The organism is Pseudomonas sp. F01002, from assembly GCF_004402115.1.
GTDB classification, from domain to species: Bacteria; Pseudomonadota; Gammaproteobacteria; order Pseudomonadales; family Pseudomonadaceae; genus Aquipseudomonas; species Aquipseudomonas frigoris.
Genome location: NZ_SOPU01000013.1, coordinates 176,006 through 201,257 on the forward strand (window position 1 = coordinate 176,006; position 25,252 = coordinate 201,257).

Sequence of the window (25,252 nt, forward strand, 5' to 3'; positions counted from 1 at the left end):
CCAAGCCGACGCCCGTCGGCCCGTCTAGGATGGCTGAAAATTCGGATTTGACAAGCCAAGCGCTTGCTTGGTGGGGCTGGCGTGCCCTTTTGGGCACGCCAAGTGACGCTTAAAGCGTCGAGAGGAAGGTGCTGTTGTTGGCTTGCCATTCGGTGATGTCGACACGAATACGTTTCTTGTCGAGTTTGCCGACACTGGTCTTGGGAATTTCAGTAACAAGGGCGATCTGGCTCGGGATGGCCCACTTGCTCAGGTGCCCCAACTCCACGAATGGCTTGAGGTGTTCCTTCAGTTCTTTGGCCCCGATCACATGGCCTTCGCGGACCACCAGTAAGGCAAACGGACGCTCGCCCCACTGCGGATCGGCAATCCCCACCACTGCTACTTCGCGTACCGCCGCGTGGCGACTGATCAGATCTTCCAGGTCCAGGGAGGAGATCCACTCGCCGCCGGTCTTGATCACGTCTTTGATCCGGTCGCGAATGTCGATCACACCCATGCTGTCCAGGGTCGCTACGTCCCCGGTGTGCAGCCAGCCCCCGGCCCAGAGCTCGGCGCCCTTTTGCGGTTCGTTGAAATAACCCTCGGTGAGCCACGGCGCACGCAGCACCAGTTCGCCTTGGGTCTCGCCATCGGCGGGCAGGAAGTTGCCGTCGGTGTCGACGATCGCCGCCTCCACCAATGGCCCCGGCACACCGGCCTTGATCCGGTACGTAGTGCGTTCGTCTTCGGTGCCGGCCATCAGCTCGTCGTTGAGGTGCGCGCACGAGATCAGCGGTCCGGTTTCCGACATGCCGTAAGCGGCGGTCAGCTGAATGCCATTGGCCTTGGCGGCTTCGTACAGCGTGCGGTTCAACGCACTGCCGCCGATCACAATTTTCCAGCCACCAAAGTCGGTACCTTGCGCGGCCTTGGAATTAAGGAGCATTTGCAGAATGGTCGGCACGCAATGGGAAAAGGTGACCTTCTCCTTACGCCACAGCTCCACCAGGTACTCAGGGTCATAGCGACCGGGATAGACCTGCTTGAGCCCGAGCATGGTCGCCACATACGGCAGGCCCCAGGCGTGCACATGGAACATCGGGGTGATCGGCATGTAAACGTCGTTGGTGCCCAGCAAACGCACGCTGTCGATGGCGCCCATGATGGTCGACACGCCCATGGTGTGCAGCACCAGTTGCCGATGGGTGAAATACACGCCTTTGGGATTGCCGGTGGTGCCGGTGGTGTAGAACGTGGTCGCGACCGAGTTTTCGTCGAAGTCCTGGAAGTCGTACTGCGTGCTCGCCGCCGCCAGCAACTGCTCGTACTCGCCAATGAGGTTCGGCAAGTCGGCGGTTTTTTCCGGCAGGTCAGTCAGCAGCAGGGTTTTCTGCACCGTGGTCAGGTGCCCGGCAATGGCCTGGTACAACCCGACGAACTCGCTGTTGACCAGCACAAAGCGGTCCTCGGCGTGGTTCATGGTGTAGAGGATCTGTTCCGGTGACAGGCGCACGTTAATGGTGTGGATCACCGCGCCGATCATCGGGATGGCGAACATGCATTCCAGATAACGATGGCTGTCCCAGTCCATCACCGCCACGGTATCCCCGGCCTTGACGCCGGCCGCCGTCAGCACGTTGGCCAGCCTTGCGACCCGTTCGATCAGGGTCGGATAGCTGTAGCGCAACTGGTCGCGGTAAATGATCTCGCGGGTTTTCTCATAACGAGCGCCGGACATCAGCAGCCGTTTAATCAGCAGCGGATACTGGTAAGCGCCTTCGGCTGGGGGGATAACGCGAGTCTGCAACATAAGAGTCCCTTTTCTGACTGCACGGTCGTGGCTGAAAGTAAGCACTTTAGTGCGCTTGGACGCCAGCCAAATCAGCCAAAGGAATGATTTGCAAAGTCGTGCAAATGCTAGCGTTGCGCCAGCATCTGCGGGTATTTCTTAATCCATGACTCGTAACGCGATCAATGCATCTCGGTAAACGCGAGTTTCACACCGATGGCGATCAGTACCGCGCCCATGGTCCGATCGAACCAGTGGCCCATCCGGGCAAAACCTGCGCGCACGCGCTGCTGGCTGAACAGCATCGCCACCAGGCAGAACCACACAGCGGTGGCCACCGCGAGGTAGAGGCCGTAGCCCGCCTGTACCGCCAGCGGCGTGTGCGGATTGATCACCACGGTGAACAGTGAGAGGAAGAACAGCGTCGCTTTCGGATTCAGACCGTTGGTCACGAAACCCGAAGTGAAAGCGCCGCGAGCAGTGCGCTCGCCCGCTTCCTTGTGCAGATCGTCAGCCGCAGGTTGGGCCGGCTGTGCTCGCAGTGCCTTGAAGCCGATGTACAGCAGGTACGCGGCGGCGGCCCATTTCAGGGCATTAAACAACACGATCGATTGGGACACGATCAGGCCAATGCCGAGCAACGAATAGCCGACGTGCAGGAAAATCGCCGTGCCGACACCCAGCGCCGTCCAGGTGCCAGCGCGACGACCATGGGTCACGCTCTCACGCACCACCACGGCAAAGTCCGGGCCGGGGCTGGCCACGGCCAGCAAGTGAATCAGGGCAACGGTCAAAAACTCTGTCCAGTACATGGGGGATCCTTTTGGCCAAGCGTAACTGTTTGTTTCATCTGGTAGGCTCGGCAGATTACGCCTTCAGTTCATTGCACAAAAGGTACAGTTGATGACGAACACTCACCGCGCCGTTTTCCTCGACCACCCGTCCCTGGACCTGGGCGACCTCGACCTCAGCCCGCTCCAAGAGTGTTTCAGCGACTTACAGCTTTTCGCCCAGACCACGCCGGACCAGGTGATCGAACGCCTCAAGGGCGCCACCGTTGCCATCAGCAACAAAATCCTGATCGACGCCGCCGCCATCGCCGCCAGCCCCGAGCTGAAGCTGATACTGATCACCGCCACCGGCACCAACAACGTTGACCTCGCCGCCGCCCGCGCCCACGGGATTACCGTCTGCAACTGCCAGGGTTACGGCACGCCGTCGGTGGCGCAGCACACGATCATGTTGCTGCTCAATCTGGCAACGGGCCTGGCCGATTATCAAAAGGCTGTTGGCGAAGGTCGCTGGCAGCAGGCGAAACAGTTCTGCCTGCTGGATTACCCGATTGTCGAACTGGAAGGCAAAACCCTCGGCCTGCTCGGTCACGGCGAACTGGGCGGCGCGGTCGCACGACTGGCCGAAGCTTTTGGCATGCGCGTGCTGCTCGGTCAGATTCCCGGGCGCCCTGCCCGACCGGATCGTTTGCCACTGGAGGAGCTGCTGCCGCAGATCGACGCGCTGACCCTGCACTGTCCGCTCAACGAACACACCCGCCACTTCATCGGAGCCCGTGAGCTGGCCTCGATGAAACCCGGTGCGTTCGTGGTCAACACCGCACGCGGTGGCCTGATTGACGAACAGGCGCTGGCCGATGCCTTGCGCAACGGTCACCTGGGTGGCGCGGCCACCGACGTGTTGAGCGTCGAGCCACCGACCGCCGGCAATCCGTTGCTGGACCAAGACATTCCACGGTTGATTGTCACCCCGCACAACGCCTGGGGCAGTCGCGAGGCACGCCAGCGGATCGTGGGCCAGTTGACCGAAAACGCGCAGGGATACTTCAGTGGTAAAGCGCTGCGGGTCGTCAGTTGATAGACTGCGGCACTTTTTTTCACAGGAGCAGAGTATGGATCCGCGCAGTGAAGTACTGCTTCGTCAGGCCGAGTTATTCCAGGGTTCGGTGCTGCTGGCCGGTTTGCCCGCCGATGACCTCCTGGGCCGTCTGCCCGACGCTCATGGCTGGTGCTGGCATGCCGGCGATCAAGCAGCGCTGGATGCCCGCTTCGCCGAGCGCAGCCATTTCGGTGTGACTGTAACGGAGCACGCGTTCGACACCGCCGTGGTGTTTCTGCCCAAGTCCAAGGACCTGACCGACTACATCCTCAACGCCCTCGCCTCCAGACTGGCCGGTCGTGAACTATATCTGGTGGGTGAAAAACGCAGCGGCATCGAAGGCGCGGCCAAACAACTGAACCCCTTCGGCAAACCGCGTAAGCTCGACAGCGCGCGGCATTGCCAGCTGTGGCAAGTGACCGTGGCCACTGCGCCGCAAGCCAAGTCGCTGGAAAGCCTGGCCCAGACTTATGAGTTGCCGCTGGCCGAAGGTCCGCTAAAAGTCATCAGCCTGCCGGGCGTGTTCAGCCACGGTCGGCTGGATCGCGGCAGCGCACTGTTGCTGGAACATTTGGACAAATTGCCGAGCGGCCATTTGCTGGACTTCGGTTGCGGCGCCGGTGTGTTGGGAGCGGCCGTGAAACGTCGCTATCCACACAACCAGGTCACCTTGCTTGATGTGGATGCGTTTGCCGCCGCCAGCAGTCGCCTGACATTGGCTGCCAACGGTCTGGAAGCTGACGTGATTACCGGTGACGGTATCGACGCAGCACCGATGGGCTTGAGTGCAATTCTGAGCAACCCACCGTTCCATGTCGGCGTTCACACCGACTACTTCGCTACCGAGAACTTGCTGCGAAAAGCCGCCAAACATCTGAAAAATGGTGGCGAACTGCGTTTGGTGGCAAACAGCTTCCTGAAGTACCAGCCGCTGATCGAAGAGCATCTGGGCGTGTGTGCGATCAAGGCTGAAGGACAGGGTTTCAGGATCTACCGAGCCAAACGCGGCTAGAACCTCTTTTAAAAAAGAGGCTTGCCCAATCGGATTTGCCTAGGCAGAATCCGCTCCGTCCTAGGGGAGTAGTCTCCCACGAGCGCCATGCTCGTCCGGCATACGTCAACATACTTGGTCAACAGACCATGGCGTATGCGACCCAAGCGTCCGCATCAGACGGATCGCAGGGTTTGACAAGACCTATGACACGAACACCTTACCCGGGGCGGGAAGGCTGTACGTGTCATAGCCGTGTCGACCCGCCCCTTAGGAAAACCCTGATGCTGGATTCACTTCTCGTTCCCACCGCAATCGTTGCCTTGGCCGAAATCGGCGACAAGACGCAACTGCTCGCGCTTATTCTCGCCGCTCGCTTTCGCAAACCCTGGCCGATCATCGCCGGTATCGTCGCTGCAACCCTGGCCAACCACGCGGCAGCCGGTGCGGTAGGCGCCTGGGTCGGTAGTTTCTTCTCGAATGCGACGCTGCACTGGATCCTCGCCGCGAGCTTCACCGCGACCGCATTGTGGACCCTGGTGCCGGACAAGATGGATGACGACGAAGCCAGCACCGCCCGCAAGTTCGGACCGTTCCTGACCACGTTGATCGCGTTTTTCCTTGCGGAGATGGGCGACAAGACGCAAGTCGCCACGGTGATGCTCGCTGCGCAATACCCGGAACTGTGGCTGGTGATCATCGGCACTACCGCCGGGATGTTGATTGCCAACGTGCCAGTGGTTTTGGCGGGTAACTTTGCCGCGGATAAATTGCCGTTGACGTTAATTCGTCGCCTGGCGGCGTCGGCATTCTTCATCCTCGCCATTGTCGCGGTGTACAAGGCGATGCAGAGCAGCGGTTGGGTCTGATGCGGTAGGTCTATAGACCGCGTTATCGTTCTTCGCGAGCAAGCCCGCTCCCACATTCGACCGCATGCTCTGGAAGAACTCGGTCAAATGTGGGAGCGGGCTTGCTCGCGAAGGCGTCAGTGGCCTCACCACATGACTATCATTATTTCTTGGCTTTCTCGTACAGCGGCATGACTTTCGGGATCGCCGCCTGCAACGAAGCAATACGACTCGCCGACGCCGGGTGAGTGCTCATGAACTCCGGCGACGAACCTTCCGAAATCTTGGTCATCTTGTTCCACAGGGTGATCGCGGCGTTCGGGTTGTAACCGGCGCGAGCGGCCAGTTCCAGGCCGATCAGGTCCGCCTCGTTTTCATTGGCGCGACTGTTGGGCAAGGTCATGCCGTAGTTGGCCACAGTGTCCGCCAGCGCCAGGCTGTCCTGACCCAGACCGAACAAGGCACCGGCGCCCTGTTTGGCCATTTCGATGCCGTAAGCCTTGGACATCGCTTCACGACCATGCTCGCGCAGGGCGTGGGCGATTTCGTGGCCCATGATCGCGGCGATCTCATCATCGGTCAGTTGCAGTTTGTCGATCAGGCCGGTGTAGAAAATGATCTTGCCGCCAGGCCCGCAATTGGCGTTGAGCTCGTCGCTCTTGATCAGGTTGACTTCCCATTTCCATTGGGCCGAATCCGGACGAAAAACCGGCGCCTGGGCAATCAGCCGGTCGGCAATCGCCTGGACACGTCTGGCCTCGTTACTGGTCTTGTCCAGCACGCCTTTGGTGTTCGCCTCGCCGACAGTCTTTTGATAAGACTGGGCGTACATCTGGTTGACCTCGTCGGTCGACAGCATGCTGAACATGTACTGTTTGCGCTCAACGCCCACCGCGCCACCGCTGGTGGTGTTGACCGACTGACAACCGGCGAGGAGCAAACCTGCGCTCAGCGCACACAAAACCAATGTCTTGTTCATCAAAAATCTCTCTGAAAACATGCCGCGTATCCTAGGCGGTGAATTGTATCGGCGCCAGATACATCAGACATTCAGACGCATATTTCGGACAAAGCTCCCGTCGCCGCAGGAAAAAATTCACATAACCTCATCCGCCACGGCCGGTCCGGTCCCGCAATGATTCATTTGCGACATCAACCTCTCCAAAACAGCCAATTCGTCACCGCCCGCTCATGGTCATCCAGCCCCCTGCCGATACAGCACCGCAGACGTCCTCTTGCGTGCGGAGCACCCATGAAATTCAAGTCGATCCAGTTTTCTGTGGCGGCCCTCGCCGGCGCCATCGTTCTTAGTGTCGTGGCAGCCCTGGTGCTGTACGCGTTGTTTTCCGGCGCACGGACACAAGACATGGTCCAGCAGCGGACCCAGGCACAATTCGAGCAAGTCATCGAACAACGCCTGACGTCACTGGCGCAAACCCAGGTCAGTCAGATCCAGCGCGAGCTCGAAGCGCCACTGCTGATTACCGGCGGACTGGTGCGAGTCAACGCATTGATCGGCACACCGGGCGCCGATGGCCAGCCACAGTTGAACCTGAGCCGTGAGCAATTGATCAGCCTGATCAAGGAAAACGTCGTCAAGAACCCGAAAATTCTCGGCACCTATATCGGCTGGGAAAAAAACGCCCTCGATCACAACGACGCGGCCTACGTCGACACCCAGGTGGTCGGCATCGACGCCAGCAACGGCCGCTTCCTGCCTTGGTGGTTCCGCAACGAAGACGGCAGCCTGGGCCTGGACAAACTGGTGGACGTCGACGACCAGAAAACCCTGTCCACCGGCGTACGCGCCAGCGAGTACTACCTGTGCTCGAAAGAAACCAAAAAATCCTGCGTGATCGATCCGGCGCCCTACAAGGTCGGCGACAAGATCGTCATGCTCGCCTCCTTTATAGAACCGATCATGCTCAACGGGGCCTTCCAGGGCATCGTCGGCGCCGACCTCTCGGTGAACTTTATCCAGGAAATGCTCCTCGGCGCGAATCAGAAGTTGTACAGCGGCGCGGGTGAAATGGCCCTGATTGGCGGCAACAGCCGGATCGTTGCCTACACCAAGGACCCGAGCAAATTCGGCGAGAAGGTCAGCGACATCCTCGACAGCCAGCAGATCGCCAACATGGCCAATCTCAAGCGCGGCGAAGTCACCTACACCGTCGACAAAGCCCAGGGCCGGATCGAGTTGTACCTGCCGTTCGGTATTGGCCAGACCGACGCTCGCTGGACCCTCATGCTGCAATTGCCGCTGAACGCGGTGATGGCCGACCTGCAAAAACTTCAGGGCGATCTGGACGCCCAGCGCAAGTCCGACACCTTCGGCATGGCCATGGTCGGCTTGTTGATTGCCGGTATCGGCTTGCTGGTGATCTGGCTGGTGGGGCACGGCATTGCCCGGCCGCTGAAGCAGATGGTTGCCATGCTCGACGACATCGCTCAGGGCGAAGGTGACCTGACTCGACGCCTGACCAGCGACCGCGCCGACGAATTGGGCTCGATCGCCAAAGGCTTCAACACCTTCCTGGCCAAGTTGCAGGTGATGATCACCCAGGTGGTGACTTCGGTGCAGAGCGTCAGCGACTCGTCGGAACACACCGCCGACATCGCCATCCGCACCAACATCGGCGTGCACAAGCAAATGGCCGAGATTGATCAGGTGGCCACGGCGGTGCATGAAATGACAGCGACCGCTCAGGATGTGGCACGCAACGCGACTCAGGCTGCGCAAGCCGCCAGCCATGCCGATCAAGCAGCGGCGCAGGGCATGCAAATCGTGCGCGATACGTCGAACTCGATTGGCGTGCTGGCGATAGAAATCGGTAAGGCTGTCGGCGTGGTGCAAACCTTGGCCAAGGATAGCGAGAACATCAATGCGATCCTGACGGCGATTCGCGGGATCGCCGAACAGACCAACCTGCTGGCCTTGAACGCGGCCATCGAAGCGGCACGAGCCGGCGAACAGGGACGCGGTTTTGCAGTGGTGGCCGATGAAGTGCGCAACCTGGCGCAGAAAACCCAGAAGGCCACTGAAGAAATCCAGACCATGATCCAGCAGCTGCAACAAGGCACCCGCGATGTGGTGCGGGTGATGGAGGACAGTCAGAACCGTACCGACGAAAGCGTGCAGCACGCGGCGAAAGCGGCCGAGGCGCTGGAGACGATTACTCAGGCGGTGTCGGTGATCAACGACATGAACACCCAGATTGCCAGTGCGGCTGAGGAGCAGAGTGCGGTGGCTGACGACATTAATCGGAACGTGATCAACATCGGGCAAGTGGCCAATGAAGTGGCTGGCGGGGCGGATGAATCGAGTGCGGCCAGTGCGGATCTGACCAAGCTGGCTGAGCAGCAGCGGCGGTTGATCAATCAGTTCAAGGTCTGATCAAAGGACCCCTTCGCGAGCAAGCCCGCTCCCACAAGGGACTCCCTGTGAACACATTATTTGTGAACACTAAAAGTCAAATGTGGGAGCGAGCTTGCTCGCGATGGCGGCGGTACAAGCGCCCAATCAGCCGGGGGTAAGACACTCCGGCCCATTAAGCTTCGGATCATTCACCAGATTCGCCAACACCCGCTCGCGCAACGCCGCGGGTTCACTGGCGAGCAACGCTTGCAAGGCATGCAACGGCGTCTCTGGATTGAGCCACGCCTCCTGCCCCGCCGCATCGAGAATCAACGGCCGGCGCTGACTCGCCGCCGGCTGCGTGATCACCGCTGTACTCAACCACACCTGCTCCTGCACTGGATACGCTTCCCAAATCGCCGCAAAGAACAGCGTCGAGCCCTCCCCCGGTGTCAGCCAGTACGGTCGCTTGCGGGTCGTGCCGCGCCATTCGTAAAAACCATTGGCCGGCAGCAAGCAACGGCGTTCGCGCAGGGCCTGGCGAAACATCGGTTGTTCGGCAACGGTTTCGGCCCGGGCATGGGCTGGCGTACGGGACAAATCGGTCAGCCACGGCGGCGTCAACCCCCAGCGCGCTCGGGCCAACTCACGCTGACCGTCAACACCCGCGCGCAGCATCAACACCGAATCGTTGGGAGAAATATTCCACTGGGCCTGCTGATCGGCGGGGAAACCAGGCAGGGCCGCGAAGGCGGGGTTCCAGCGAAACAGGGCATAACGTCCACACATGGGGCAACACGACTCTTGATAAAACGAACGTCAGCCTAACAGACCAGCGTGCCGGGAAAACTTTCCGGTTCATCGCCTGGCAGTGGCAGCGCGGCATTGTACGCGGTGATCAACTCCCGGGCGTACTCGGCCTCGTCGTTATCGACTGACAGGCCCAGCAGGCCAAAGATCGGCAATTCGCCGCTGCCACCGAGCAAATCGCGCCCCACCAGATGCGCTTCGATGCCCTCGCTGGCCAACATGCTTTGCAGCAACTCACCTTCCATGAGGTTTTCCGGCTCGTAGATTCGCTGCATGGGGTGCCCCTTTCATTCGTTTTCGCTGTGAACTTCGAGCAACCATTCGTGACCGTCAGTCTGCAGAACAAACGTGATGGGGCGACAACACACCGGACAGTCTTCGATATAGGTCTGATCGCCACCGGACAAGTCCAGAACGGCCTCAGCCTCTTCACCACAATACGGACATTCGTAGCGCTCGGTTTCCAGCATCGCGGTCTCCCAGGTGACTTGTGCGTATAATCGCCGGTCTATTTGCAGGGCTATTTTTGTCTGGCTAACTTTTCAGACCGTGCCCCGTTGGTTTTCGATCAAAACCTTTACTTACCCTAGCCGTTTCTAACAAGAGAGCATGATGGGCGAATTCGATGCCATCCGACCTTACAATGACAGCGAAGTCCCGGCAGTGCTGGACCGGCTGCTCGGCGACAAGGCGTTTCTAGATATCCTCATCCACTTCCGCTTCCCGCGTTTTGCCGGTGCTTTCGGCTGGATGCTCAAACCTCTTATAGCTCATCGGCTGCGCCGTGAGTTCGCTGACGTCACGTCGGTGGCCACGTTGCAGGATAAAGTCGAGATGTACGTCGACCACACCATCGAGCGAGCCACGGACGGGGTGACGTACACCGGCGTCGAACAGTTCAAGTCCGGCAGCGCCTACCTGTTCATTGCCAACCACCGCGACATCGTGATGGACCCGGCCTTCGTCAACTACGCCGTGTACCACGCCGGCCTGCCGACACCGCGTATCGCGATCGGCGACAACCTGCTGCAAAAGCCCTTCGTCAGCGATCTGATGCGCCTGAACAAGAGCTTTATCGTGCACCGTTCGATCACCGGTCGCCGCGAGAAGATGGCGGCGTATCAGCTGCTGTCGGCCTACATCAACCACTCGATCCGCAAGGATTGCGCCTCGATCTGGATCGCCCAGGCCGAAGGCCGGGCCAAAGACGGCGACGACCGCACCGAGTCGGCCATCCTCAAGATGTTCCACATGAGCCGCAAGGACGAGCCGTTCGGCGAAGTCATTCGTTCGCTGAACGTCACCCCGGTGTCGATCAGCTACGAATATGACCCGTGCGATCAAGCCAAGGCGCGCGAGCTGTTCATCCGCGCCACCACCGGCAGCTACACCAAAGTGCCGGGCGAGGACGATGTGAGCATTGCCAAGGGCATCACCGGCTACAAGGGCCGGGTGCATGTGAACTTCGCCTCGCCGATCACCGAGCTGTTCGACGACACCAAGCAATTGGCGATCGAGATGGACCGGCAGATCCTCGGCGGCTACCGCCTGTTCCCGGTGCACTACCTGGCCTACGCCCAGTGGAAAGACGCCGACCCGCAATTGCAGGTGCCGAAAGCCTCTGAAGTGTTTGCGGCCGACGAACTGGCCAAGGCTCAGGAGCAATGGCAACAGCGCCTGGACGCGTGCCCTGAGGAGCATCGTCCGTTCATGGTCCTGCAATACGCGACGCCGGTGCGCAATCAGTACCGTGTGAAAGCAGGTTTGCCGCTGTAAGGTTTTTTTGAAGCGAGATCAAAAGATCGCAGCCTCGTTTCACTCGACAGCTCCTACAGGGCGAACGCTATCCCCTGTAGGAGCTGTCGAGTGAAACGAGGCTGCGATCTTTTTTGCTTTTTAGCGATTCAAACCCGAGTGCTGATCCACGACACCAGCAGCGCCAACCCCAGGCAGGCAAAACCGAAACGATAGAAAAACCGGTTCATGCGCAAGGTCGCGCCGTCCAGCATCAACGTCGGTTCATCGATACGACGGCTCTGGCTTTGCGCTTCGAGAGTGGCCAACGCGCGCTGTTCGCGGCGACGAGTGGCATGCAGCAACCATCCGCCCGGAAAGGCAAACAACAAGGCCAACAGGTTGATCAACTTGGCGGGATGGTTGGTAAATAGCGAAATCAAATGCAACGACATCACGGACCTCAGCAAAACAGGTGGCAGACGCCGAACCGACGACCGCGGCGCGAATTCTACCGAAAGCCTCCCCTCCTGCCCTTGCTTTCCGACAAATAACGAACCATTTGACCGAATCCTGTCCTGTGTCACGGCGCCGTCATCTGAACACGCCAGTCTGGCGCCCCTCGAAACCGACACGGAAACCGTCATGCTGCACGCCGAAAACCAGGATCGCCTCTACCTTATTGCCCAAAGCGACGAACAACAAAACCTCGTTGGCAGCCTCGCCTTCAACGTTCAGGACCGCCACTGGTTGGTGTATTGCGCATTGGGTGGGTATCAGCATGCGGATTTGCCGGAGACGGATTTACTGACGGGCGTGAGTGTTCTGGATTTTTATTCGCAGGCCGCTTGACACCGCTGAACCCCTGTGGGAGCGGGCTTGCTCGCGAAGGCGGTGTGTCAGCTGCATTGATGTTGACTGACACTCCGCCTTCGCGAGCAAGCCCGCTCCCACAGTTGTTCAGTGCAGGTCCGTGGGAAATTGACAGACATGAAAAAGCCCGGGGCCATTGCTGGCACCGGGCTTTTTTGAATCCAGCGAACGTTTATTCGCCGAGAATCTGACCAATCGTCGGATCCTTGAACAGACGCGTCAACGCATCGCTCAACACATCGCTGACCAGCTTGGTATTGGTCTCCTGATTCGGCGCCATACCAAAACGCTGATCCAGGGACGCACCGTAACGACCGCTGTAACGACGATTGGCATTCTGCACATCGGAGCGGAAGGTCGCGCCAATGGTGGCTTCAGTCACATACATGCCTTCTTTAGGCGACTGATACTTCAGCTCGGCCAGGGTCACGGTCAACTGCGGAGCATTCAGCGCATTGGAGGTTGGGGTGAAGCCCAATAACCGCACGGCTGCTTCGGCCTGAGCCTGCAACTTCGGCAGAATTTGCGCGCCCTGCACGGTGATCGCGCTGGTTTCAGGGTACAGGCCACCACGGGTGCCCAAAGTCGGCGACGGACGACCGTCCACCACACGCACCACCACCGGCTGACCATGGCCGACCGGTGCCAGCTGAGTCGTCAGCTTGGGTTCCGGATTCAGTTGTTGCGGGCTGTGGGCGCAGCCAACCAGGGTCAAACTGGTCACAGTGATCAAACCGAACAACAGGCGTTGCAACATGCTCTTCTCTCCAGAATCAGGCACAAACAGGCCCGCAGTATAGCGGTGCGCCACTGCGGCTAACTAGAGCCCTTCAGTGATTACTGAAATGTCTGACAAACCCTTGGGAAGCGGGTTCCTGTCACATAGATGTCACCGCCCATACACTTGCACGTCACGGTTTGCTAGCTATCTTCATAGCAGTCACCTACAAGGTACTTCGCCATGCGCTATCTCATCTCGCTGTTCAACCCTCGCCCTCTGCATCGCTGCTTCGCCCTGCTCGACCGCAACGGCCACTGCCAGGCATTCAAACAGTGCAGCCTCCAGCCGATGGGCGATGGCTGGGTCGAAATCGAAGAAATCCGTCTCAACTGGCTGCACCATCCCCTGCCCCCTTGCGCCCGTGTCAACCAGCGCCAGCCACGTGCGCGGGCTCAACACCTGTGGACCACCTGACCGAACACCTAATAAAAGTCATTAAACACGACCATTTCCCTGCGTTTCTTCGCTACAATCTCCCCCCGATTATAAGGACGTCTCCTGATCGGGCCTCGCAGCATCGTCAATGCGCTTGTATTGACACCCCGCACCGCCCACAGAGAGCCGCCCACACAGATCGAGTGAAGCTGGCGCGCTTGCTGTTCCTTGAGCAAAACCCCCACTTTTCGCGAATCTGCAGAGCTGTCATTACGCTCGGTCACTGAGCTGTTTGCCCGTTTTGCCTGTCATGTATCCCATGGCGGCAATCCATCCGGGCACGGTGCCAGGCTGGGGCAGCCCTTTTTTGAGGTTCACGTCTTCAAAAGAGCGTGAAAAAAACGGGTTTTCACAACTTCACAAGAGTGTGGCGAGCAAATGAATAGTTTTGCGTCTGAATATGCACCATTAGCGTCTGAAACAGCCCAACGACACAGGACCGAGTACGCCTCGAACACCGGAGCCTGAAGCCTGTCCTCTACGGATTTGGTTGCACAAACGGATGTATCGACCATAAGTCGAATTGCCAGCCGCGCGTTGAAGTGAGTTCATGTAACTCTTTTAGACCCGGCCGGTAGCGTCCGTCGAAGTTGCGAAAAATTGCGAAGATTCGGACATGGCGATACTGCCATGGGTACCTGGGGCATCACTGACACACCCCTGAACGCCTGGCAGCCATGCCGACAATTTGGTGCTGCAGATTTTGGAGACGCGTTAAATGGCGCATAACGAAGCAGTCGACGTAGTACTGGTTGGGGCCGGCATCATGAGTGCCACCCTTGCTGTACTGCTCAAAGAGCTCGACCCCGCGATCAAGCTGGAAGTCGTCGAGCTGATGGATTCCGGTGCCGCGGAGAGTTCGAACCCGTGGAACAACGCCGGTACCGGTCACGCCGGGCTGTGTGAGCTCAACTACACGCCGCAGGCCGCCGACGGCACCGTCGACATCAAGAAAGCCGTGCACATCAACACCCAGTTCGAGGTGTCGAAGCAGTTCTGGTCCTATCTGACCAAGAAAAGCACCTTCGGCTCGTGCAAGACGTTCATCAGCCCGGTGCCACACCTGAGCTTCGTCCAGAACGACGATGGCGTTTCCTTCCTCAAGGAACGCTTCAAGACGCTGAGCAAGCACCACGCCTTCTCGGACATGGAATACACCGAAGACAAGGCCACCATGGCCGAGTGGATGCCGCTGATGATGCCTGGCCGGCCGGCCGACGAAGTCGTCGCCGCCACCCGCGTCATGAACGGCACCGACGTCAACTTCGGCGCCCTGACCAATCAACTGCTCAAGCACCTGACCAGCGCACCCGATGCCCAGGTCAAGTACTGCAAGCGCGTGACCGGCCTCAAGCGTAACGGCAGCGGCTGGACCGTCAGCATCAAGGACGTCAACAGCGGTAATTCCCGTGACGTCGACGCGAAATTCGTGTTCCTCGGCGCCGGTGGCGCGGCACTGCCGCTGCTGCAAGCTTCCGGCATCGAAGAAAGTAAAGGCTTCGGCGGCTTCCCGATCAGTGGCCAGTGGCTGCGTTGCGACAACCCGGAAGTGGTCAAACACCACCAGGCCAAGGTTTACAGCCAGGCGGCCGTGGGTTCGCCTCCGATGTCGGTGCCGCACCTGGACACCCGCGTCGTCGATGGCAAGAAGTCCCTGCTGTTCGGACCTTACGCCGGTTTCACCACCAAGTTCCTCAAGCACGGCTCCTTCATGGACCTGCCGATGTCGGTTCGCGCCGGCAACATCGGCCCGATGCTGGCCGTGGCGAAAAACAACATGGACCTGACCAAGTACCTGGTCAGCGAAGTGATGCAGTCGATGGAGCAGCGCCTGGATTCCCTGCGTCGCTTCTACCCTGAAGCGAAAGCCGAAGACTGGCGCCTGGAAGTGGCCGGCCAACGGGTGCAGATCATCAAGAAAGACCCGAAAAAGGGCGGCGTTCTGCAGTTCGGTACCGAACTGGTCGCGGCCAAGGACGGTACCCTTGCTGCCCTGCTTGGCGCTTCGCCAGGTGCGTCGGTGACTGTTTCGATCATGCTGGAACTGATCGAGAAATGCTTCCCGAACAAAGCTTCCGGTGAATGGGCTGCCAAGTTGGCAGAAATCTTCCCGGCTCGGGAAAAGGTTCTGGAAACCGACGCTGCGCTGTATCGCAAGATCAATGTGCAGAACAACGTCGCGCTGGAACTGGTTGAAGCCAGCAACGAGACCGAAAGCTACGCTTGATTCGGCCGCATAAAAAACGCCCCGTTCTCATTGAGAGCGGGGCGTTTTTTTGTGCCGCTCAAAAGATCGCAGCCTCGCTACGCTCGACAGCTCCTACAGGTCTGAGCGAACCATTTGTAGGAGCTGTCGAGCGTAGCGAGGCTGCGATCTGTTGATCTTAACCGCGAGCCTTTTCGATCAGTTCGATGTACTCGGCCGCGTTGCGCTGATCCTTGATCAGGGCGACGAAGTCATTGCCGTGCTCATCCTTGCCGTCCAGATCCAGACCGGCTTCGACGAAGAACGTCAGAAAACGCTCGAAGTCATCGATGCGCAGGCCGCGATAGGCCTTGATCAGTTTGTGCAGCGACGGCGACGTGGCGTCGACCGGTTCGAAATCGAGGAACAGCTTGATCTGCTCATCGCCGATCTCGTCACCAATCACTTGCTTCTTATCTTTACGCATTGCCGACTCCAGCTCGCAGACATTTCACGGGGCGGGCAGTTTACCCCTCCCTTGCCACCGGGCTCAACGCGGACGAACAGCGCCCGTGTGCAGATCGGCCCAGATATGGCCGTTGGCATAGCTGAGGAATTGGCAATACACCGTGTCATTGCGCAACAAGTCGATCACCACCCGGTACTGGGCCATCGGGTAAAACAGCGTCAGGGTTTTGCTCTTTTCGTCAAAGATCGGCTTTTTCAGGCTTTTGCTTTCGCCATCGAAATTGACCAGCACCTGGTTGATGGTCGCGCCCTTGTTCAAGGATTTGCCCTTGAGACGGATCAGCAATGGTGAGGTCACCGGAATCGGCTGCTGGTTGGACTGGCGCTGGCTGCCGACCACCACCGAGTACTCGGTAACCTGCAACAGCTGTTGTTGCTCGGGCTCCGCGTCACGCAGGGTCAGGTCATCGGGGGGCAGGAACTGCGCGTGCATCGGCGCCGGGGCGGCAGCCAGAGGCAGGCTGACGGTCAGCAACAGGGCGGCGCAGCTGCGGATCAAAAGGCTCATGACAGGCTCCCAAGGCGAAGCCGAGCACTGTAGCAGCTGGCGCAGCCTGCGTCCGGCTTGGGCGAGTCCATCCAATTACAGAAGTCTGCGGCGGGCTGAAGATCAATCGAACTGCGCGCGCATCCACGCCTGATACTCGGCCACACCCGGCTCGCCTTCACGCGGTGCCCAGTGCGCAAGTTCACCCTCACCAACCGGACGATAAGGGCCGGCCTTGCACTCGAACATCAGGCTGTCAGCTTCCAGTACCACCAAGCCATGGAACACACCGGTTGGCAGATCCACGCCGACACAGTCACCACCGGCTACGAGGACTTGTTTCGTCACGACCACGCCAGACTCATCGAAGATCAGCAAACCGAGCCGCCCTTTGAGGACCAACAAGGTTTCAGCCTTGTTGTCGCCCAAGTGTCGGTGAGGCGGGATATACGTGTTTGGCTGCAAGCCCACCGCCATGCGGTGGCACGACTCTTCCATCTGATGGAAGTTGTGATGCTGACGCCCGCGAGGATTCGCCGCCGCTTTCTCGGCCAACCCGGCGAACAGTGTTTGATCAAGAAAGCTTGGCGCGGTCATGTTCTTACATTCCTTTAACGGCAAAAATCCCGTTGGCGTTACGCCAGTAGCCTTTGTAGTCCATGCCGTAACCGAAGATGTAACGGTCGATGCATGGCAGGCCGACGAAATCGGCTTTCAGGTCCGGGCGAGCCTTGCGGTCGTGGTCCTTGTCGATCAGCACGGCGGTGTGCACAGCGCGGGCACCGGCGTGTTTGCAGAAGTCGATGATCGCGCCCAGGGTGTGACCTTCGTCGAGGATGTCGTCGATGATCAGCACGTCACGGTCGATGAACGACACTTCCGGCTTGGCTTTCCAGAACAGATCGCCGCCGCTGGTTTCGTTGCGATAACGGGTGGCGTGCAGGTAGGACGCTTCCAGCGGGAAGTTCAGATAGGCCAGCAGCTTGCCAGAGAAAATCAGCCCGCCGTTCATCACACAGAACACCACCGGGTTGGAATCCGCCAGTTGATCGTTGATTTGTGCACCGACGCGGGCGATGGCCGCCTCGACTTCAGCTTCGGTGTACAGGCAGTCAGCCTCTCGCATGATTTGACGGATATGCTCGAGATCAGCGGACATGGCGCTCTCCAGGGGGGGGTGGCGGATTCAGGAAAAGCGGGCAAAGGTACGCATCAAGCGAGGCCAGATCAAGCGTTTGTGGACTAACGTACTGTATGTCTATAGGACAACACCCTCGGATAGATTAATCTAGGCCGGTTTTTTTGCCCGCCGCCGGAGCCTTTCCCATGCCCATCCTCGAGATCCGCCATCCGCTGATCCGTCATAAACTTGGCCTTATGCGCCGCGCCGACATCAGCACAAAAAATTTCCGTGAGCTCGCTCAGGAAGTCGGTGCCCTGCTGACCTATGAAGCCACCAAAGACCTGCCGCTGGAAACCTACGATATCCAAGGCTGGGCCGGCACTGTGTCGGTCGAGAAAATCGCCGGCAAGAAAATTACTGTAGTACCGATCCTGCGCGCCGGTATCGGCATGCTCGAAGGCGTGCTGAGCCTGATCCCGGGCGCCAAAGTCAGCGCCGTCGGCGTGGCCCGCAATGAACAGACCCTGCAGGCCCACACCTATCTGGAAAAACTGGTTCCGGAAATCAATGAACGCCTGGCGATGATCATCGACCCGATGCTCGCCACCGGCAGCTCCATGGTCGCTACCATCGACCTGCTGAAAAAGGCCGGTTGCCGGGATATCCGCGCGATGGTGCTGGTGGCTGCCCCTGAAGGCATCGCCGCCGTAGGCAAGGCTCACCCGGACGTGACCATCTACACCGCCTCCATTGACGAAAAACTCAACGAACACGGTTACATCATTCCAGGCCTGGGCGATGCCGGTGACAAGATCTTCGGCACCAAGCAGAAGGACGCTTGAGCATGCAGCAAGAGTTCAACGATCCGCTCTGGCGCACGGTGCTGTCGGGTGCGCAGATGCTGTTCGTGGCCTTCGGCGCCCTGGTGTTGATGCCGCTGATTACCGGCCTCGACCCGAACGTGGCGCTGTTCACCGCAGGCCTGGGAACGATTCTGTTCCAGATCGTCACCGGGCGTCAGGTGCCGGTGTTCCTGGCGTCGAGTTTTGCCTTCATCACCCCGATCATTCTCGCCAAGGGCCAGTTCGGCCTCGCGGCGACCATGGGCGGCGTGATGGCGGCGGGGTTCGTCTACACCTTCCTCGGCCTTGCCGTGAAGATCAAAGGCACCGGTTTCATTGACCGTCTGCTGCCACCGGTGGTGATTGGCCCGGTGATCATCTCCATCGGCCTGGCCATGGCGCCAATCGCCGCCAACATGGCGATGGGCAAGGCCGGCGACGGCACCGAACTGATTCATTATCAGACGGCCATGCTGATCTCGATGCCAGCGCTGCTGACCACCCTGATCGTCGCAGTGTTCGGTAAAGGCATCTTCCGCCTGGTGCCGATCATCTCGGGCGTGCTGGTGGGTTTTGCGATGGCGTTCTACTTCGGCGTCGTTGATACCGCGAAAATTGCCGCCGCACCGTGGTTTGCGATCCCGCACTTCACCGCGCCGGAATTCAACTGGCAGGCGATTCTGTTCATCGTTCCGGTGGCCCTGGCCCCGGCCATCGAGCACATCGGTGGCGTGATCGCCGTCGGTAGCGTGACCGGTCGCGATTACCTGAAGAAACCCGGCCTGCACCGCACCCTGCTCGGCGATGGCATTGCCACCACCGCAGCCGGCCTGTTTGGCGGCCCACCCAACACCACCTATGCCGAAGTGACGGGCGCGGTGATGCTGACCAAAAACTACAACCCGAAGATCATGACCTGGGCGGCGATTTTCGCCATCAGCCTGGCGTTCATCGGCAAGTTCGGCGCGCTGCTGCAAAGCATTCCGGTGCCGGTGATGGGCGGTATTCTGTGCCTGTTGTTCGGTTCGATCGCGGCGGTGGGCATGAACACGCTGATTCGCCACAAGATCGACCTGGGCGAAGCGCGCAATCTGGTGATTGTCTCGGTGACCCTGGTGTTCGGGATTGGCGGCGTACTGGTCGGCACCGGCACAGGGCCGGACGACTTCGGCCTCAAAGGCATCGCGCTGTGCGCCGTGACGGCGATTGCGCTGAACCTGTTGCTGCCGGGTAATGACAGCTGGAAGCACAAGAAGGCGAATGATCAGTTGCTTTGAAGACTTAAGGTCTTTATTGCAGTGAGATAGCCATCGCGAGCAAGCTCGCTCCCACACTGGATCTTCAGTGAGCACAAAGATCAAATGTGGGAGCGAGCTGGCTCCGGGCGGCGATCCGACGATCCGACGATGCTTTTAAAGGGCCAACGGGGCTCTTTCACACAAGGTGCTCAACGCCCGCGCCCACTGCGGATCGTCGTTAAGACACGGCACCAGCACCAACTCCTCTCCCCCCGCCTCGCGGAACTGCTCCCGCCCGCGATCACCGATCTCTTCCAGGGTCTCGATGCAATCGGCAACGAACGCCGGGCACATCACCAGTACCTTCTTCACGCCCATTCCAGCCAACTCATCGAGGCGCGCTTCGGTGTAGGGTTCGATCCATTTCGCTCGACCCAGACGCGACTGGAACGACACCGACCACTTGCCGTCCGGCAGCCCCAGCCGCTTGGCAAACTCGGACGCCGTGCGCAGGCATTGGGCGCGGTAGCAGGTCACCAATACTTCTGGCGAAGCGTTCAGGCAGCAATTATCGCTTTTGAAGCAATGGTGACCGGTAGGGTCGATCTTGGTCAGGTGCCGCTCTGGCAATCCGTGAAAGCTTAGCAACAGGTGATCGTGCTCCTGCGCCAGATGCGGCTTGGCGCTGGCCACCAGCGCATCGAGGTATTCCGGCTGATCGTAAAACGGCTGGAGAATCGAAAACTGCAGGTCAAGATTCTTCTCCCGCACGACCCGTTTGGCTTCTTCGATCACCGTGGTCACGGTGCTGTCAGCGAACTGCGGGTACAGAGGCGCCAACGTAATACGTTTGACCCCCTGCCCTGCCATGCGCACCAGCACCGACTCCATCGACGGCTCACCGTAACGCATCGCCAGTTCCACCGGACCGTGGGTCCACTGGGCAGTCATGGCCCGTTGCAGGCGACGGCTGAGCACCACCAACGGCGAGCCCTCTTCCCACCAGATCGAGTCGTAGGCGTGGGCAGACTGCTCCGGGCGCTTGAACAGGATCAGCGACACCAGCAAACGTCGCACCGGCCATGGCAGGTCGATCACATACGGGTCCATCAGAAATTGATTGAGGTAACTGCGCACATCCGCCACCGAGGTGGAGGCTGGTGAGCCCAGATTGACCAGAAGCAATGCGTGATCGGTCATGCAACGTCCTATTTCAAAGGCGGCTGGAAAGGTCGTCCAGAGCCGCGCGCAAATCAGTGAACTGGAAAGTGAAACCCGCGTCCAGCAAGCGAGCCGGTACGGCCTTCTGGCCGCCCAGTAATAACAATGACAACTCGCCCAGACACACCTTTAACGCCAAGGCCGGCATGGGCATGAACGTCGGGCGGTGCAGCACGCTACCCAATGTCTTGGCAAACTCGCGGTTGCGCACCGGTTTGGGCGCGCAGGCATTATAAGGACCACTGGTGTCTTCCTGATGCAGAAGAAAATCAATCAGGGCGATTTGATCGTTGATATGGATCCACGGCATCCACTGCCGGCCATTGCCGATAGGCCCGCCCAGCCCCACTTTGAACGGTAGCAACAGCCGCGACAAAAAGCCGCCCTCGGCCGACAACACCAGCCCGGTGCGAATGAAGATCACGCGAAGGCCCAAGCTTTCGGCACGCTGGGCGGTTTCTTCCCAGGCGATGCACAACTGGCTGGCAAAATCATCGATGACCGGTGGAGATTTCTCGGTCAATTCCCGCTCGCCCCCGTCACCGTACCAACCGACCGCAGACCCCGAAATCAACACCTGCGGTTTTTGTTCACAGGTTTCGAGCCAGGCCAGCAGGGTTTCGGTCAGGGTGATGCGGCTACTCCACAACAGCGCTTTGCGTCTGGTTGTCCAAGGCCGATCGGCAATCGGTGCGCCTGCCAGATTGATAATCGCATCCACCGGCTCCTGGCCTATGTCCTCGAGGCGGGCCACTCCGCGCACTTGGGCACCGCAGATTTTCGCAACTTTTTCAGGCTTGCGACTCCAGACTGTCAGGCGATGCCCCTGACTCAACCAGAGTCCGCAGAGCTGACGTCCTATCAAACCAGTACCGCCGGTCAGCAATATGTGCATGACTACTTCCTCGCGTGGCGTTTAACCCTGATCACTAGTCTATTTTTATAAGCAGGGATCTTTGTTATCGGGCAGGCTCTGTGATTAACAATAGGCCAAGCTGTCAGAACGAGAACGCTAAAAGTTATACCAAAAAACAATATTGTACAGGTTTCAACCACGGCGTAGTCTGTACAGAAAGGTAAACGAGGCCCCTATGACTGTATCTATCGCAATCATCGGCACCGGCATCGCCGGGCTCTCCGCCGCCCAGGCCCTGACAGAGGTCGGGCATGTCGTTCAACTTTTCGATAAAAGCCGCGGCAGTGGCGGACGCATGTCAAGCAAGCGCAGCGATGCGGGGGCTCTGGACATGGGCGCGCAATATTTCACTGCCCGCGATCGCCGCTTCGTCACTGAAGTCCAGCGCTGGCAAGGCAACGGCTGGGTCGCCGAGTGGATGCCGCAGCTCTACACCTATCACGGTGGCCAGCTCAACCTGTCGCCGGACGAACAGACGCGCTGGGTCGGCACGCCGCGCATGAGCGCCATCACCCGTGGCCTGCTCGGCGACCTGGAAGTGCATTTCGCCTGCCGTATTACCGAGGTCTATCGCGGCGAAGAACACTGGCATCTGCAGGACGCCGAAGGCTTCACCCACGGCCCGTTCAGTCATGTGATTATTGCCACGCCGGCGCCTCAGGCGACTGCACTGCTGGCCTCCGCGCCGAAACTCGCCGGCGCCGCCGCCGGGGTGAAAATGGACCCGACCTGGGCTGTCGCGCTGGCGTTCGAGACTCCGCTGGATACGCCCATGGAAGGCTGCTTCGTACAGGACAGCCCGCTCGACTGGCTGGCCCGCAACCGCAGCAAGCCCGGACGCGACAACACCCTCGACACGTGGGTGCTGCATGCGACCAGTGCCTGGAGCCGGCAACATATCGACCTGTCCAAGGAAGCGGTGATCGAGCAATTGCACGGCGCATTTGCCGAGCTGCTGCACGACGCCATGCCCGCCCCGACCTTCAGCCTCGCCCACCGCTGGCTTTACGCCCGGCCCGCCAGCAGCCATGAATGGGGAGCACTGGCCGATGCCGATCTGGGCCTCTATGTGTGTGGCGACTGGTGCTTGTCCGGTCGTGTCGAAGGCGCCTGGCTCAGCGGCCAGGAGGCCGCCCGCCGCTTGCATGCGCATCTGCAGTGAACCGCATCAATCCGGTAGGAGGCCGACGGTAAAACCTATACAAATAGTTTGACTTGTACACCTTTGAATCTATGATGAAGTTATGTTGTACAGACCCAATAGTCTGTACAGGTTTAGATTCGAGGTGCTCCGATGCCCCACATCACCGTGAAACCGAAGATCGCCATCAGCGCCTGCCTGATGGGCGCAGAAGTGCGTTTTAACGGCGGGCACAAGGAATCGCGGCTGTGCAGTCGCACCCTCACTGACTATTTCGATTTTGTCCCGGTTTGCCCCGAAGTCGCCATTGGCCTCGGCATTCCCCGTGAACCGATCCGTCTGGTGGGTGATCCACAACATCCCGAAGCCGTCGGCACCGTTAACACAACACTCAATGTCACCCGGCCACTGGCCGAATACGGTCAGAAAATGGCCGCAGAACTGGTCGACCTCTGCGGCTATATCTTCATGCAGAAATCCCCGTCATGCGGCCTGGATCGGGTCAAGGTCTACCACGCCAACGGCGCGCCGGTGGACGGAGGTGGCCGTGGCATCTACGCCAAGACGTTCTGCGCGCTGCATCCGGATTTACCCGTGGAAGAAGACGGCCGGCTCAACGACCCGGTGCTGCGAGAAAACTTCCTCACCCGCGTGTTCGCCTACAGCGCCTGGCAGCAGTTGTTGCGTGAAGGCCTGACTCGCCGTGGCCTCACGGACTTTCACTCGCGCTACAAATACCTGTTGATGGCCCACAACCCGGTGCAATACAAAACCCTGGGCACCCTGCTGGGCAACATGGGCCAGACCGACCCGAACGAACTCGGCCCACGCTATTTCAGCGAGCTGATGACGGCCTTGAAAAAATGCGCCACACGCCGCAGTCACACCAACGTCCTGCAACACATCAGTGGCTATCTCAAACAGACGATCAGCCCTGAAGACAAACAGGAAGTGCAGCACGTCATCGGGCAATACCGCCACGGCATCGTGCCGTTAGTGGTGCCGTTGACGCTGCTCAAACACTACTTTCGCCAACATCCGGACCCGTACATTGCGCAACAGGTTTACCTGCAACCGCATCCGGAAAATCTCAGTCTGCGAAACGCGATCTAATGACAATCCAATGAAAAGCCCACTCGACACCAGCGCCAGCGAAGACCTCGGCGCCGACTTCAAGAAAGCCCTCGACGAAGGCTGGCTGCCGATCCGTGAGGTCGCGCGGCAGACCGGCGTCAACGCCGTCACCCTGCGGGCCTGGGAACGGCGTTATGGCCTGATCGTGCCGCAACGCACGCCCAAGGGGCATCGGCTGTTTTCTGCCGAACACGTTCAACGCATCCTGACGATCCTCACCTGGCTCAACCGCGGCGTGGCCGTCAGCCAGGTCAAGCAACTACTCGACACCCCCCAGGCCTTTACCGAATCCGTCGAAAACGATTGGCAAGTGCTGCGCCATACGCTGCTGCAGGCGGTCACTCAACTGAACGAGCGCACTCTCGACGACACCGTCAATCAGGCCATGGCGCTGTATCCACCACGGACCTTGTGCGCACAACTGCTGATGCCGCTGCTGGCTGAACTGGAACAACGCTGGCAAGGACAGTTCGGCGCGCAGATGGAGCGGGTGTTTTTTTACTCCTGGTTACGCAGCAAATTTGGCGCACGCATCTACCATAACAACCGTCAGTTACGCACCGCGCCACTGTTGTTGATCAATCACTCGGACCTGCCACTGGAACCTCACCTGTGGCTGACCGCCTGGTTGATCAGCAGCGCCGATTGCCCGGTGGAAGTGTTCGATTGGCCACTCCCCGCCGGCGAACTCGCGCTGGCGGTCGATCACCTGCAAGCCCGCGGCGTACTGCTGTATTCCAGCAAAGCCATGAACCTTTCGCAGTTGCCGAAACTTTTGAATGGTGTCAGTTGCCCAAAAATGATTGCCGGACCAACGGTATGCATCCACCACGCCGAGTTGTCCGTAAAAACTACTGAGATCGCTGATTTGTTCTTGGCCGAAGACCCGCTAATCGTCCATCAGGACCTGATTCAGCGTGGACTGATTTAATGAAACGTACGGACACCA

At 59.4% G+C, this 25,252-nt stretch carries 27 protein-coding genes, 1 pseudogene and 1 riboswitch; of the genes and pseudogenes, 14 read left to right on the plus strand and 14 right to left on the minus strand.

Annotated elements, in window-relative coordinates:
- Positions 1-109: 109 nt before the first annotated feature.
- Together E3W21_RS07910 and E3W21_RS07915 are read right to left on the minus strand one after the other, a co-directional pair.
- Positions 110-1,792, minus strand: coding sequence for a fatty acid--CoA ligase (locus E3W21_RS07910; protein ID WP_134418979.1), 1,683 nt, complete (start codon positions 1,790-1,792; stop codon positions 110-112).
- A gap of 161 nt (positions 1,793-1,953) precedes the next feature.
- Entirely contained in the window at positions 1,954-2,583 is a 630-nt protein-coding gene (locus E3W21_RS07915) for a LysE family translocator (RefSeq protein ID WP_129441329.1), read from the minus strand.
- 91 nt (positions 2,584-2,674) lie between these two features.
- On the opposite strand from E3W21_RS07915, the gene E3W21_RS07920 reads away from it, so the two are divergent.
- From E3W21_RS07920 to E3W21_RS07930, 3 genes are all read left to right on the plus strand, one after another.
- A complete protein-coding gene (locus tag E3W21_RS07920) occupies positions 2,675-3,640 on the plus strand; it encodes a 2-hydroxyacid dehydrogenase (RefSeq protein ID WP_134418980.1) in 966 nt (321 codons plus the stop codon).
- Positions 3,641-3,674: 34 nt separating this feature from the next.
- Positions 3,675-4,673, plus strand: coding sequence for a class I SAM-dependent methyltransferase (locus tag E3W21_RS07925; RefSeq protein ID WP_134418981.1), 999 nt, complete (start codon positions 3,675-3,677; stop codon positions 4,671-4,673).
- A gap of 51 nt (positions 4,674-4,724) precedes the next feature.
- Positions 4,725-4,847, plus strand: a riboswitch (yybP-ykoY riboswitch).
- Positions 4,848-4,936: 89 nt separating this feature from the next.
- Positions 4,937-5,521, plus strand: coding sequence for a TMEM165/GDT1 family protein (locus E3W21_RS07930; RefSeq protein WP_008155932.1), 585 nt, complete (start codon positions 4,937-4,939; stop codon positions 5,519-5,521).
- A gap of 142 nt (positions 5,522-5,663) precedes the next feature.
- On the opposite strand, the gene E3W21_RS07935 is transcribed toward E3W21_RS07930, so the two are convergent.
- Complete coding sequence (locus E3W21_RS07935) at positions 5,664-6,479, minus strand: M48 family metallopeptidase (protein WP_134418982.1); 816 nt, start codon at positions 6,477-6,479, stop codon at positions 5,664-5,666.
- A 1,362-nt stretch (positions 6,480-7,841) separates the two neighbouring features.
- On the opposite strand from E3W21_RS07935, the pseudogene E3W21_RS32285 reads away from it, so the two are divergent.
- Both E3W21_RS32285 and E3W21_RS32290 read left to right on the plus strand, forming a co-directional pair.
- Positions 7,842-8,036 (plus strand): annotated as a pseudogene (locus E3W21_RS32285) (HAMP domain-containing protein); the annotation flags it as partial.
- Positions 8,037-8,150: 114 nt separating this feature from the next.
- The gene (locus tag E3W21_RS32290) at positions 8,151-8,894 is read left to right on the plus strand and encodes a methyl-accepting chemotaxis protein (protein WP_370693218.1); all 744 of its coding nucleotides are present in this window, start codon (positions 8,151-8,153) and stop codon (positions 8,892-8,894) included.
- A 126-nt stretch (positions 8,895-9,020) separates the two neighbouring features.
- Here the strand turns inward: E3W21_RS32290 and E3W21_RS07945 are convergent, their stop codons facing one another.
- The 3 genes from E3W21_RS07945 to E3W21_RS07955 are packed head-to-tail and all read right to left on the minus strand — an operon-like array spanning position 9,021 to position 10,135.
- Positions 9,021-9,644 carry an SOS response-associated peptidase gene (locus E3W21_RS07945; protein WP_046048287.1) on the minus strand — a complete coding sequence of 208 codons (624 nt, stop codon included), beginning with the start codon at positions 9,642-9,644 and terminating at the stop codon, positions 9,021-9,023.
- A 35-nt stretch (positions 9,645-9,679) separates the two neighbouring features.
- Entirely contained in the window at positions 9,680-9,940 is a 261-nt protein-coding gene (locus E3W21_RS07950; protein WP_008153386.1) for a putative signal transducing protein, read from the minus strand.
- 12 nt (positions 9,941-9,952) lie between these two features.
- Entirely contained in the window at positions 9,953-10,135 is a 183-nt protein-coding gene (locus tag E3W21_RS07955) for a CPXCG motif-containing cysteine-rich protein (protein ID WP_129441317.1), read from the minus strand.
- 142 nt (positions 10,136-10,277) lie between these two features.
- Between E3W21_RS07955 and E3W21_RS07960 the strand changes: the two genes are divergently transcribed.
- Positions 10,278-11,441: a 1-acyl-sn-glycerol-3-phosphate acyltransferase gene (locus E3W21_RS07960; protein WP_178082665.1), complete on the plus strand. Its 1,164-nt coding sequence runs from the start codon at positions 10,278-10,280 to the stop codon at positions 11,439-11,441.
- A 128-nt stretch (positions 11,442-11,569) separates the two neighbouring features.
- Here the strand turns inward: E3W21_RS07960 and E3W21_RS07965 are convergent, their stop codons facing one another.
- A complete protein-coding gene (locus E3W21_RS07965; protein WP_129441312.1) occupies positions 11,570-11,854 on the minus strand; it encodes a hypothetical protein in 285 nt (94 codons plus the stop codon).
- A 190-nt stretch (positions 11,855-12,044) separates the two neighbouring features.
- Between E3W21_RS07965 and E3W21_RS07970 the strand changes: the two genes are divergently transcribed.
- Positions 12,045-12,251 carry a hypothetical protein gene (locus tag E3W21_RS07970; protein WP_134418984.1) on the plus strand — a complete coding sequence of 69 codons (207 nt, stop codon included), beginning with the start codon at positions 12,045-12,047 and terminating at the stop codon, positions 12,249-12,251.
- A 193-nt stretch (positions 12,252-12,444) separates the two neighbouring features.
- On the opposite strand, the gene E3W21_RS07975 is transcribed toward E3W21_RS07970, so the two are convergent.
- Positions 12,445-13,029: a YajG family lipoprotein gene (locus E3W21_RS07975; protein WP_033061281.1), complete on the minus strand. Its 585-nt coding sequence runs from the start codon at positions 13,027-13,029 to the stop codon at positions 12,445-12,447.
- 204 nt (positions 13,030-13,233) lie between these two features.
- Between E3W21_RS07975 and E3W21_RS07980 the strand changes: the two genes are divergently transcribed.
- A complete protein-coding gene (locus tag E3W21_RS07980) occupies positions 13,234-13,467 on the plus strand; it encodes a hypothetical protein (protein ID WP_134418986.1) in 234 nt (77 codons plus the stop codon).
- A gap of 739 nt (positions 13,468-14,206) precedes the next feature.
- Positions 14,207-15,715 carry a malate dehydrogenase (quinone) gene (gene mqo / locus E3W21_RS07985; RefSeq protein WP_134418987.1) on the plus strand — a complete coding sequence of 503 codons (1,509 nt, stop codon included), beginning with the start codon at positions 14,207-14,209 and terminating at the stop codon, positions 15,713-15,715.
- 157 nt (positions 15,716-15,872) lie between these two features.
- Here the strand turns inward: mqo and E3W21_RS07990 are convergent, their stop codons facing one another.
- The 4 genes from E3W21_RS07990 to E3W21_RS08005 all read right to left on the minus strand — a co-directional run bounded on the left by E3W21_RS07990 (position 15,873) and on the right by E3W21_RS08005 (position 17,847).
- Positions 15,873-16,160: a PA4642 family protein gene (locus tag E3W21_RS07990; RefSeq protein WP_095130409.1), complete on the minus strand. Its 288-nt coding sequence runs from the start codon at positions 16,158-16,160 to the stop codon at positions 15,873-15,875.
- Between the two features lie 63 nt (positions 16,161-16,223).
- Positions 16,224-16,709, minus strand: a complete 486-nt coding sequence (locus E3W21_RS07995) for a hypothetical protein (RefSeq protein ID WP_134418989.1) — start codon at positions 16,707-16,709, stop codon at positions 16,224-16,226.
- A gap of 102 nt (positions 16,710-16,811) precedes the next feature.
- Positions 16,812-17,285: a WbuC family cupin fold metalloprotein gene (locus tag E3W21_RS08000; protein ID WP_129441302.1), complete on the minus strand. Its 474-nt coding sequence runs from the start codon at positions 17,283-17,285 to the stop codon at positions 16,812-16,814.
- Positions 17,286-17,289: 4 nt separating this feature from the next.
- A complete protein-coding gene (locus E3W21_RS08005; protein WP_134418991.1) occupies positions 17,290-17,847 on the minus strand; it encodes a hypoxanthine-guanine phosphoribosyltransferase in 558 nt (185 codons plus the stop codon).
- A 167-nt stretch (positions 17,848-18,014) separates the two neighbouring features.
- Here E3W21_RS08005 and upp point away from each other — a divergent pair, with 167 nt between their 5' ends.
- Positions 18,015-18,653, plus strand: a complete 639-nt coding sequence (upp, locus tag E3W21_RS08010) for a uracil phosphoribosyltransferase (RefSeq protein ID WP_134418993.1) — start codon at positions 18,015-18,017, stop codon at positions 18,651-18,653.
- Between the two features lie 2 nt (positions 18,654-18,655).
- Entirely contained in the window at positions 18,656-19,930 is a 1,275-nt protein-coding gene (locus E3W21_RS08015; RefSeq protein WP_134418994.1) for a uracil-xanthine permease family protein, read from the plus strand.
- A gap of 135 nt (positions 19,931-20,065) precedes the next feature.
- On the opposite strand, the gene hemH is transcribed toward E3W21_RS08015, so the two are convergent.
- Positions 20,066-21,091: a ferrochelatase gene (gene hemH / locus E3W21_RS08020; RefSeq protein ID WP_134418996.1), complete on the minus strand. Its 1,026-nt coding sequence runs from the start codon at positions 21,089-21,091 to the stop codon at positions 20,066-20,068.
- A 13-nt stretch (positions 21,092-21,104) separates the two neighbouring features.
- Entirely contained in the window at positions 21,105-22,007 is a 903-nt protein-coding gene (locus E3W21_RS08025) for a TIGR01777 family oxidoreductase (protein ID WP_134418998.1), read from the minus strand.
- 196 nt (positions 22,008-22,203) lie between these two features.
- Here E3W21_RS08025 and E3W21_RS08030 point away from each other — a divergent pair, with 196 nt between their 5' ends.
- From E3W21_RS08030 to E3W21_RS08040, 3 genes are all read left to right on the plus strand, one after another.
- The gene (locus E3W21_RS08030) at positions 22,204-23,190 is read left to right on the plus strand and encodes an NAD(P)/FAD-dependent oxidoreductase (protein ID WP_134418999.1); all 987 of its coding nucleotides are present in this window, start codon (positions 22,204-22,206) and stop codon (positions 23,188-23,190) included.
- Positions 23,191-23,322: 132 nt separating this feature from the next.
- Positions 23,323-24,282, plus strand: coding sequence for a DUF523 and DUF1722 domain-containing protein (locus E3W21_RS08035; RefSeq protein WP_134419001.1), 960 nt, complete (start codon positions 23,323-23,325; stop codon positions 24,280-24,282).
- Between the two features lie 10 nt (positions 24,283-24,292).
- Positions 24,293-25,234 carry a MerR family transcriptional regulator gene (locus E3W21_RS08040; RefSeq protein ID WP_134419002.1) on the plus strand — a complete coding sequence of 314 codons (942 nt, stop codon included), beginning with the start codon at positions 24,293-24,295 and terminating at the stop codon, positions 25,232-25,234.
- Positions 25,235-25,252 lie beyond the last annotated feature (18 nt).

What these genes read in the sequence shown, in the direction of transcription:
- E3W21_RS07950 (WP_008153386.1), bottom strand. Translation starts at nt 9,940, where the DNA reads ATGCAGCGAATCTACGAGCCGGAAAACCTCATGGAAGGTGAGTTGCTG.
- E3W21_RS07930 (WP_008155932.1), top strand. Translation starts at nt 4,937, where the DNA reads ATGCTGGATTCACTTCTCGTTCCCACCGCAATCGTTGCCTTGGCCGAA.
- E3W21_RS08025 (WP_134418998.1), bottom strand. Translation starts at nt 22,007, where the DNA reads ATGCACATATTGCTGACCGGCGGTACTGGTTTGATAGGACGTCAGCTC.
- E3W21_RS08005 (WP_134418991.1), bottom strand. Translation starts at nt 17,847, where the DNA reads ATGTCCGCTGATCTCGAGCATATCCGTCAAATCATGCGAGAGGCTGAC.
- E3W21_RS07995 (WP_134418989.1), bottom strand. Translation starts at nt 16,709, where the DNA reads ATGAGCCTTTTGATCCGCAGCTGCGCCGCCCTGTTGCTGACCGTCAGC.
- E3W21_RS07965 (WP_129441312.1), bottom strand. Translation starts at nt 11,854, where the DNA reads ATGTCGTTGCATTTGATTTCGCTATTTACCAACCATCCCGCCAAGTTG.
- E3W21_RS07990 (WP_095130409.1), bottom strand. Translation starts at nt 16,160, where the DNA reads ATGCGTAAAGATAAGAAGCAAGTGATTGGTGACGAGATCGGCGATGAG.
- E3W21_RS08015 (WP_134418994.1), top strand. Translation starts at nt 18,656, where the DNA reads ATGCAGCAAGAGTTCAACGATCCGCTCTGGCGCACGGTGCTGTCGGGT.
- E3W21_RS07925 (WP_134418981.1), top strand. Translation starts at nt 3,675, where the DNA reads ATGGATCCGCGCAGTGAAGTACTGCTTCGTCAGGCCGAGTTATTCCAG.
- E3W21_RS07970 (WP_134418984.1), top strand. Translation starts at nt 12,045, where the DNA reads ATGCTGCACGCCGAAAACCAGGATCGCCTCTACCTTATTGCCCAAAGC.
- E3W21_RS07960 (WP_178082665.1), top strand. Translation starts at nt 10,278, where the DNA reads ATGGGCGAATTCGATGCCATCCGACCTTACAATGACAGCGAAGTCCCG.
- mqo (WP_134418987.1), top strand. Translation starts at nt 14,207, where the DNA reads ATGGCGCATAACGAAGCAGTCGACGTAGTACTGGTTGGGGCCGGCATC.
- E3W21_RS07945 (WP_046048287.1), bottom strand. Translation starts at nt 9,644, where the DNA reads ATGTGTGGACGTTATGCCCTGTTTCGCTGGAACCCCGCCTTCGCGGCC.
- E3W21_RS07915 (WP_129441329.1), bottom strand. Translation starts at nt 2,583, where the DNA reads ATGTACTGGACAGAGTTTTTGACCGTTGCCCTGATTCACTTGCTGGCC.
- E3W21_RS07935 (WP_134418982.1), bottom strand. Translation starts at nt 6,479, where the DNA reads ATGAACAAGACATTGGTTTTGTGTGCGCTGAGCGCAGGTTTGCTCCTC.
- E3W21_RS08035 (WP_134419001.1), top strand. Translation starts at nt 23,323, where the DNA reads ATGCCCCACATCACCGTGAAACCGAAGATCGCCATCAGCGCCTGCCTG.
- E3W21_RS07920 (WP_134418980.1), top strand. Translation starts at nt 2,675, where the DNA reads ATGACGAACACTCACCGCGCCGTTTTCCTCGACCACCCGTCCCTGGAC.
- E3W21_RS08030 (WP_134418999.1), top strand. Translation starts at nt 22,204, where the DNA reads ATGACTGTATCTATCGCAATCATCGGCACCGGCATCGCCGGGCTCTCC.
- E3W21_RS08000 (WP_129441302.1), bottom strand. Translation starts at nt 17,285, where the DNA reads ATGACCGCGCCAAGCTTTCTTGATCAAACACTGTTCGCCGGGTTGGCC.
- E3W21_RS32290 (WP_370693218.1), top strand. Translation starts at nt 8,151, where the DNA reads ATGGCCGAGATTGATCAGGTGGCCACGGCGGTGCATGAAATGACAGCG.
- E3W21_RS07910 (WP_134418979.1), bottom strand. Translation starts at nt 1,792, where the DNA reads ATGTTGCAGACTCGCGTTATCCCCCCAGCCGAAGGCGCTTACCAGTAT.
- E3W21_RS07975 (WP_033061281.1), bottom strand. Translation starts at nt 13,029, where the DNA reads ATGTTGCAACGCCTGTTGTTCGGTTTGATCACTGTGACCAGTTTGACC.
- E3W21_RS08040 (WP_134419002.1), top strand. Translation starts at nt 24,293, where the DNA reads ATGAAAAGCCCACTCGACACCAGCGCCAGCGAAGACCTCGGCGCCGAC.
- upp (WP_134418993.1), top strand. Translation starts at nt 18,015, where the DNA reads ATGCCCATCCTCGAGATCCGCCATCCGCTGATCCGTCATAAACTTGGC.
- E3W21_RS07955 (WP_129441317.1), bottom strand. Translation starts at nt 10,135, where the DNA reads ATGCTGGAAACCGAGCGCTACGAATGTCCGTATTGTGGTGAAGAGGCT.
- hemH (WP_134418996.1), bottom strand. Translation starts at nt 21,091, where the DNA reads ATGACCGATCACGCATTGCTTCTGGTCAATCTGGGCTCACCAGCCTCC.
- E3W21_RS07980 (WP_134418986.1), top strand. Translation starts at nt 13,234, where the DNA reads ATGCGCTATCTCATCTCGCTGTTCAACCCTCGCCCTCTGCATCGCTGC.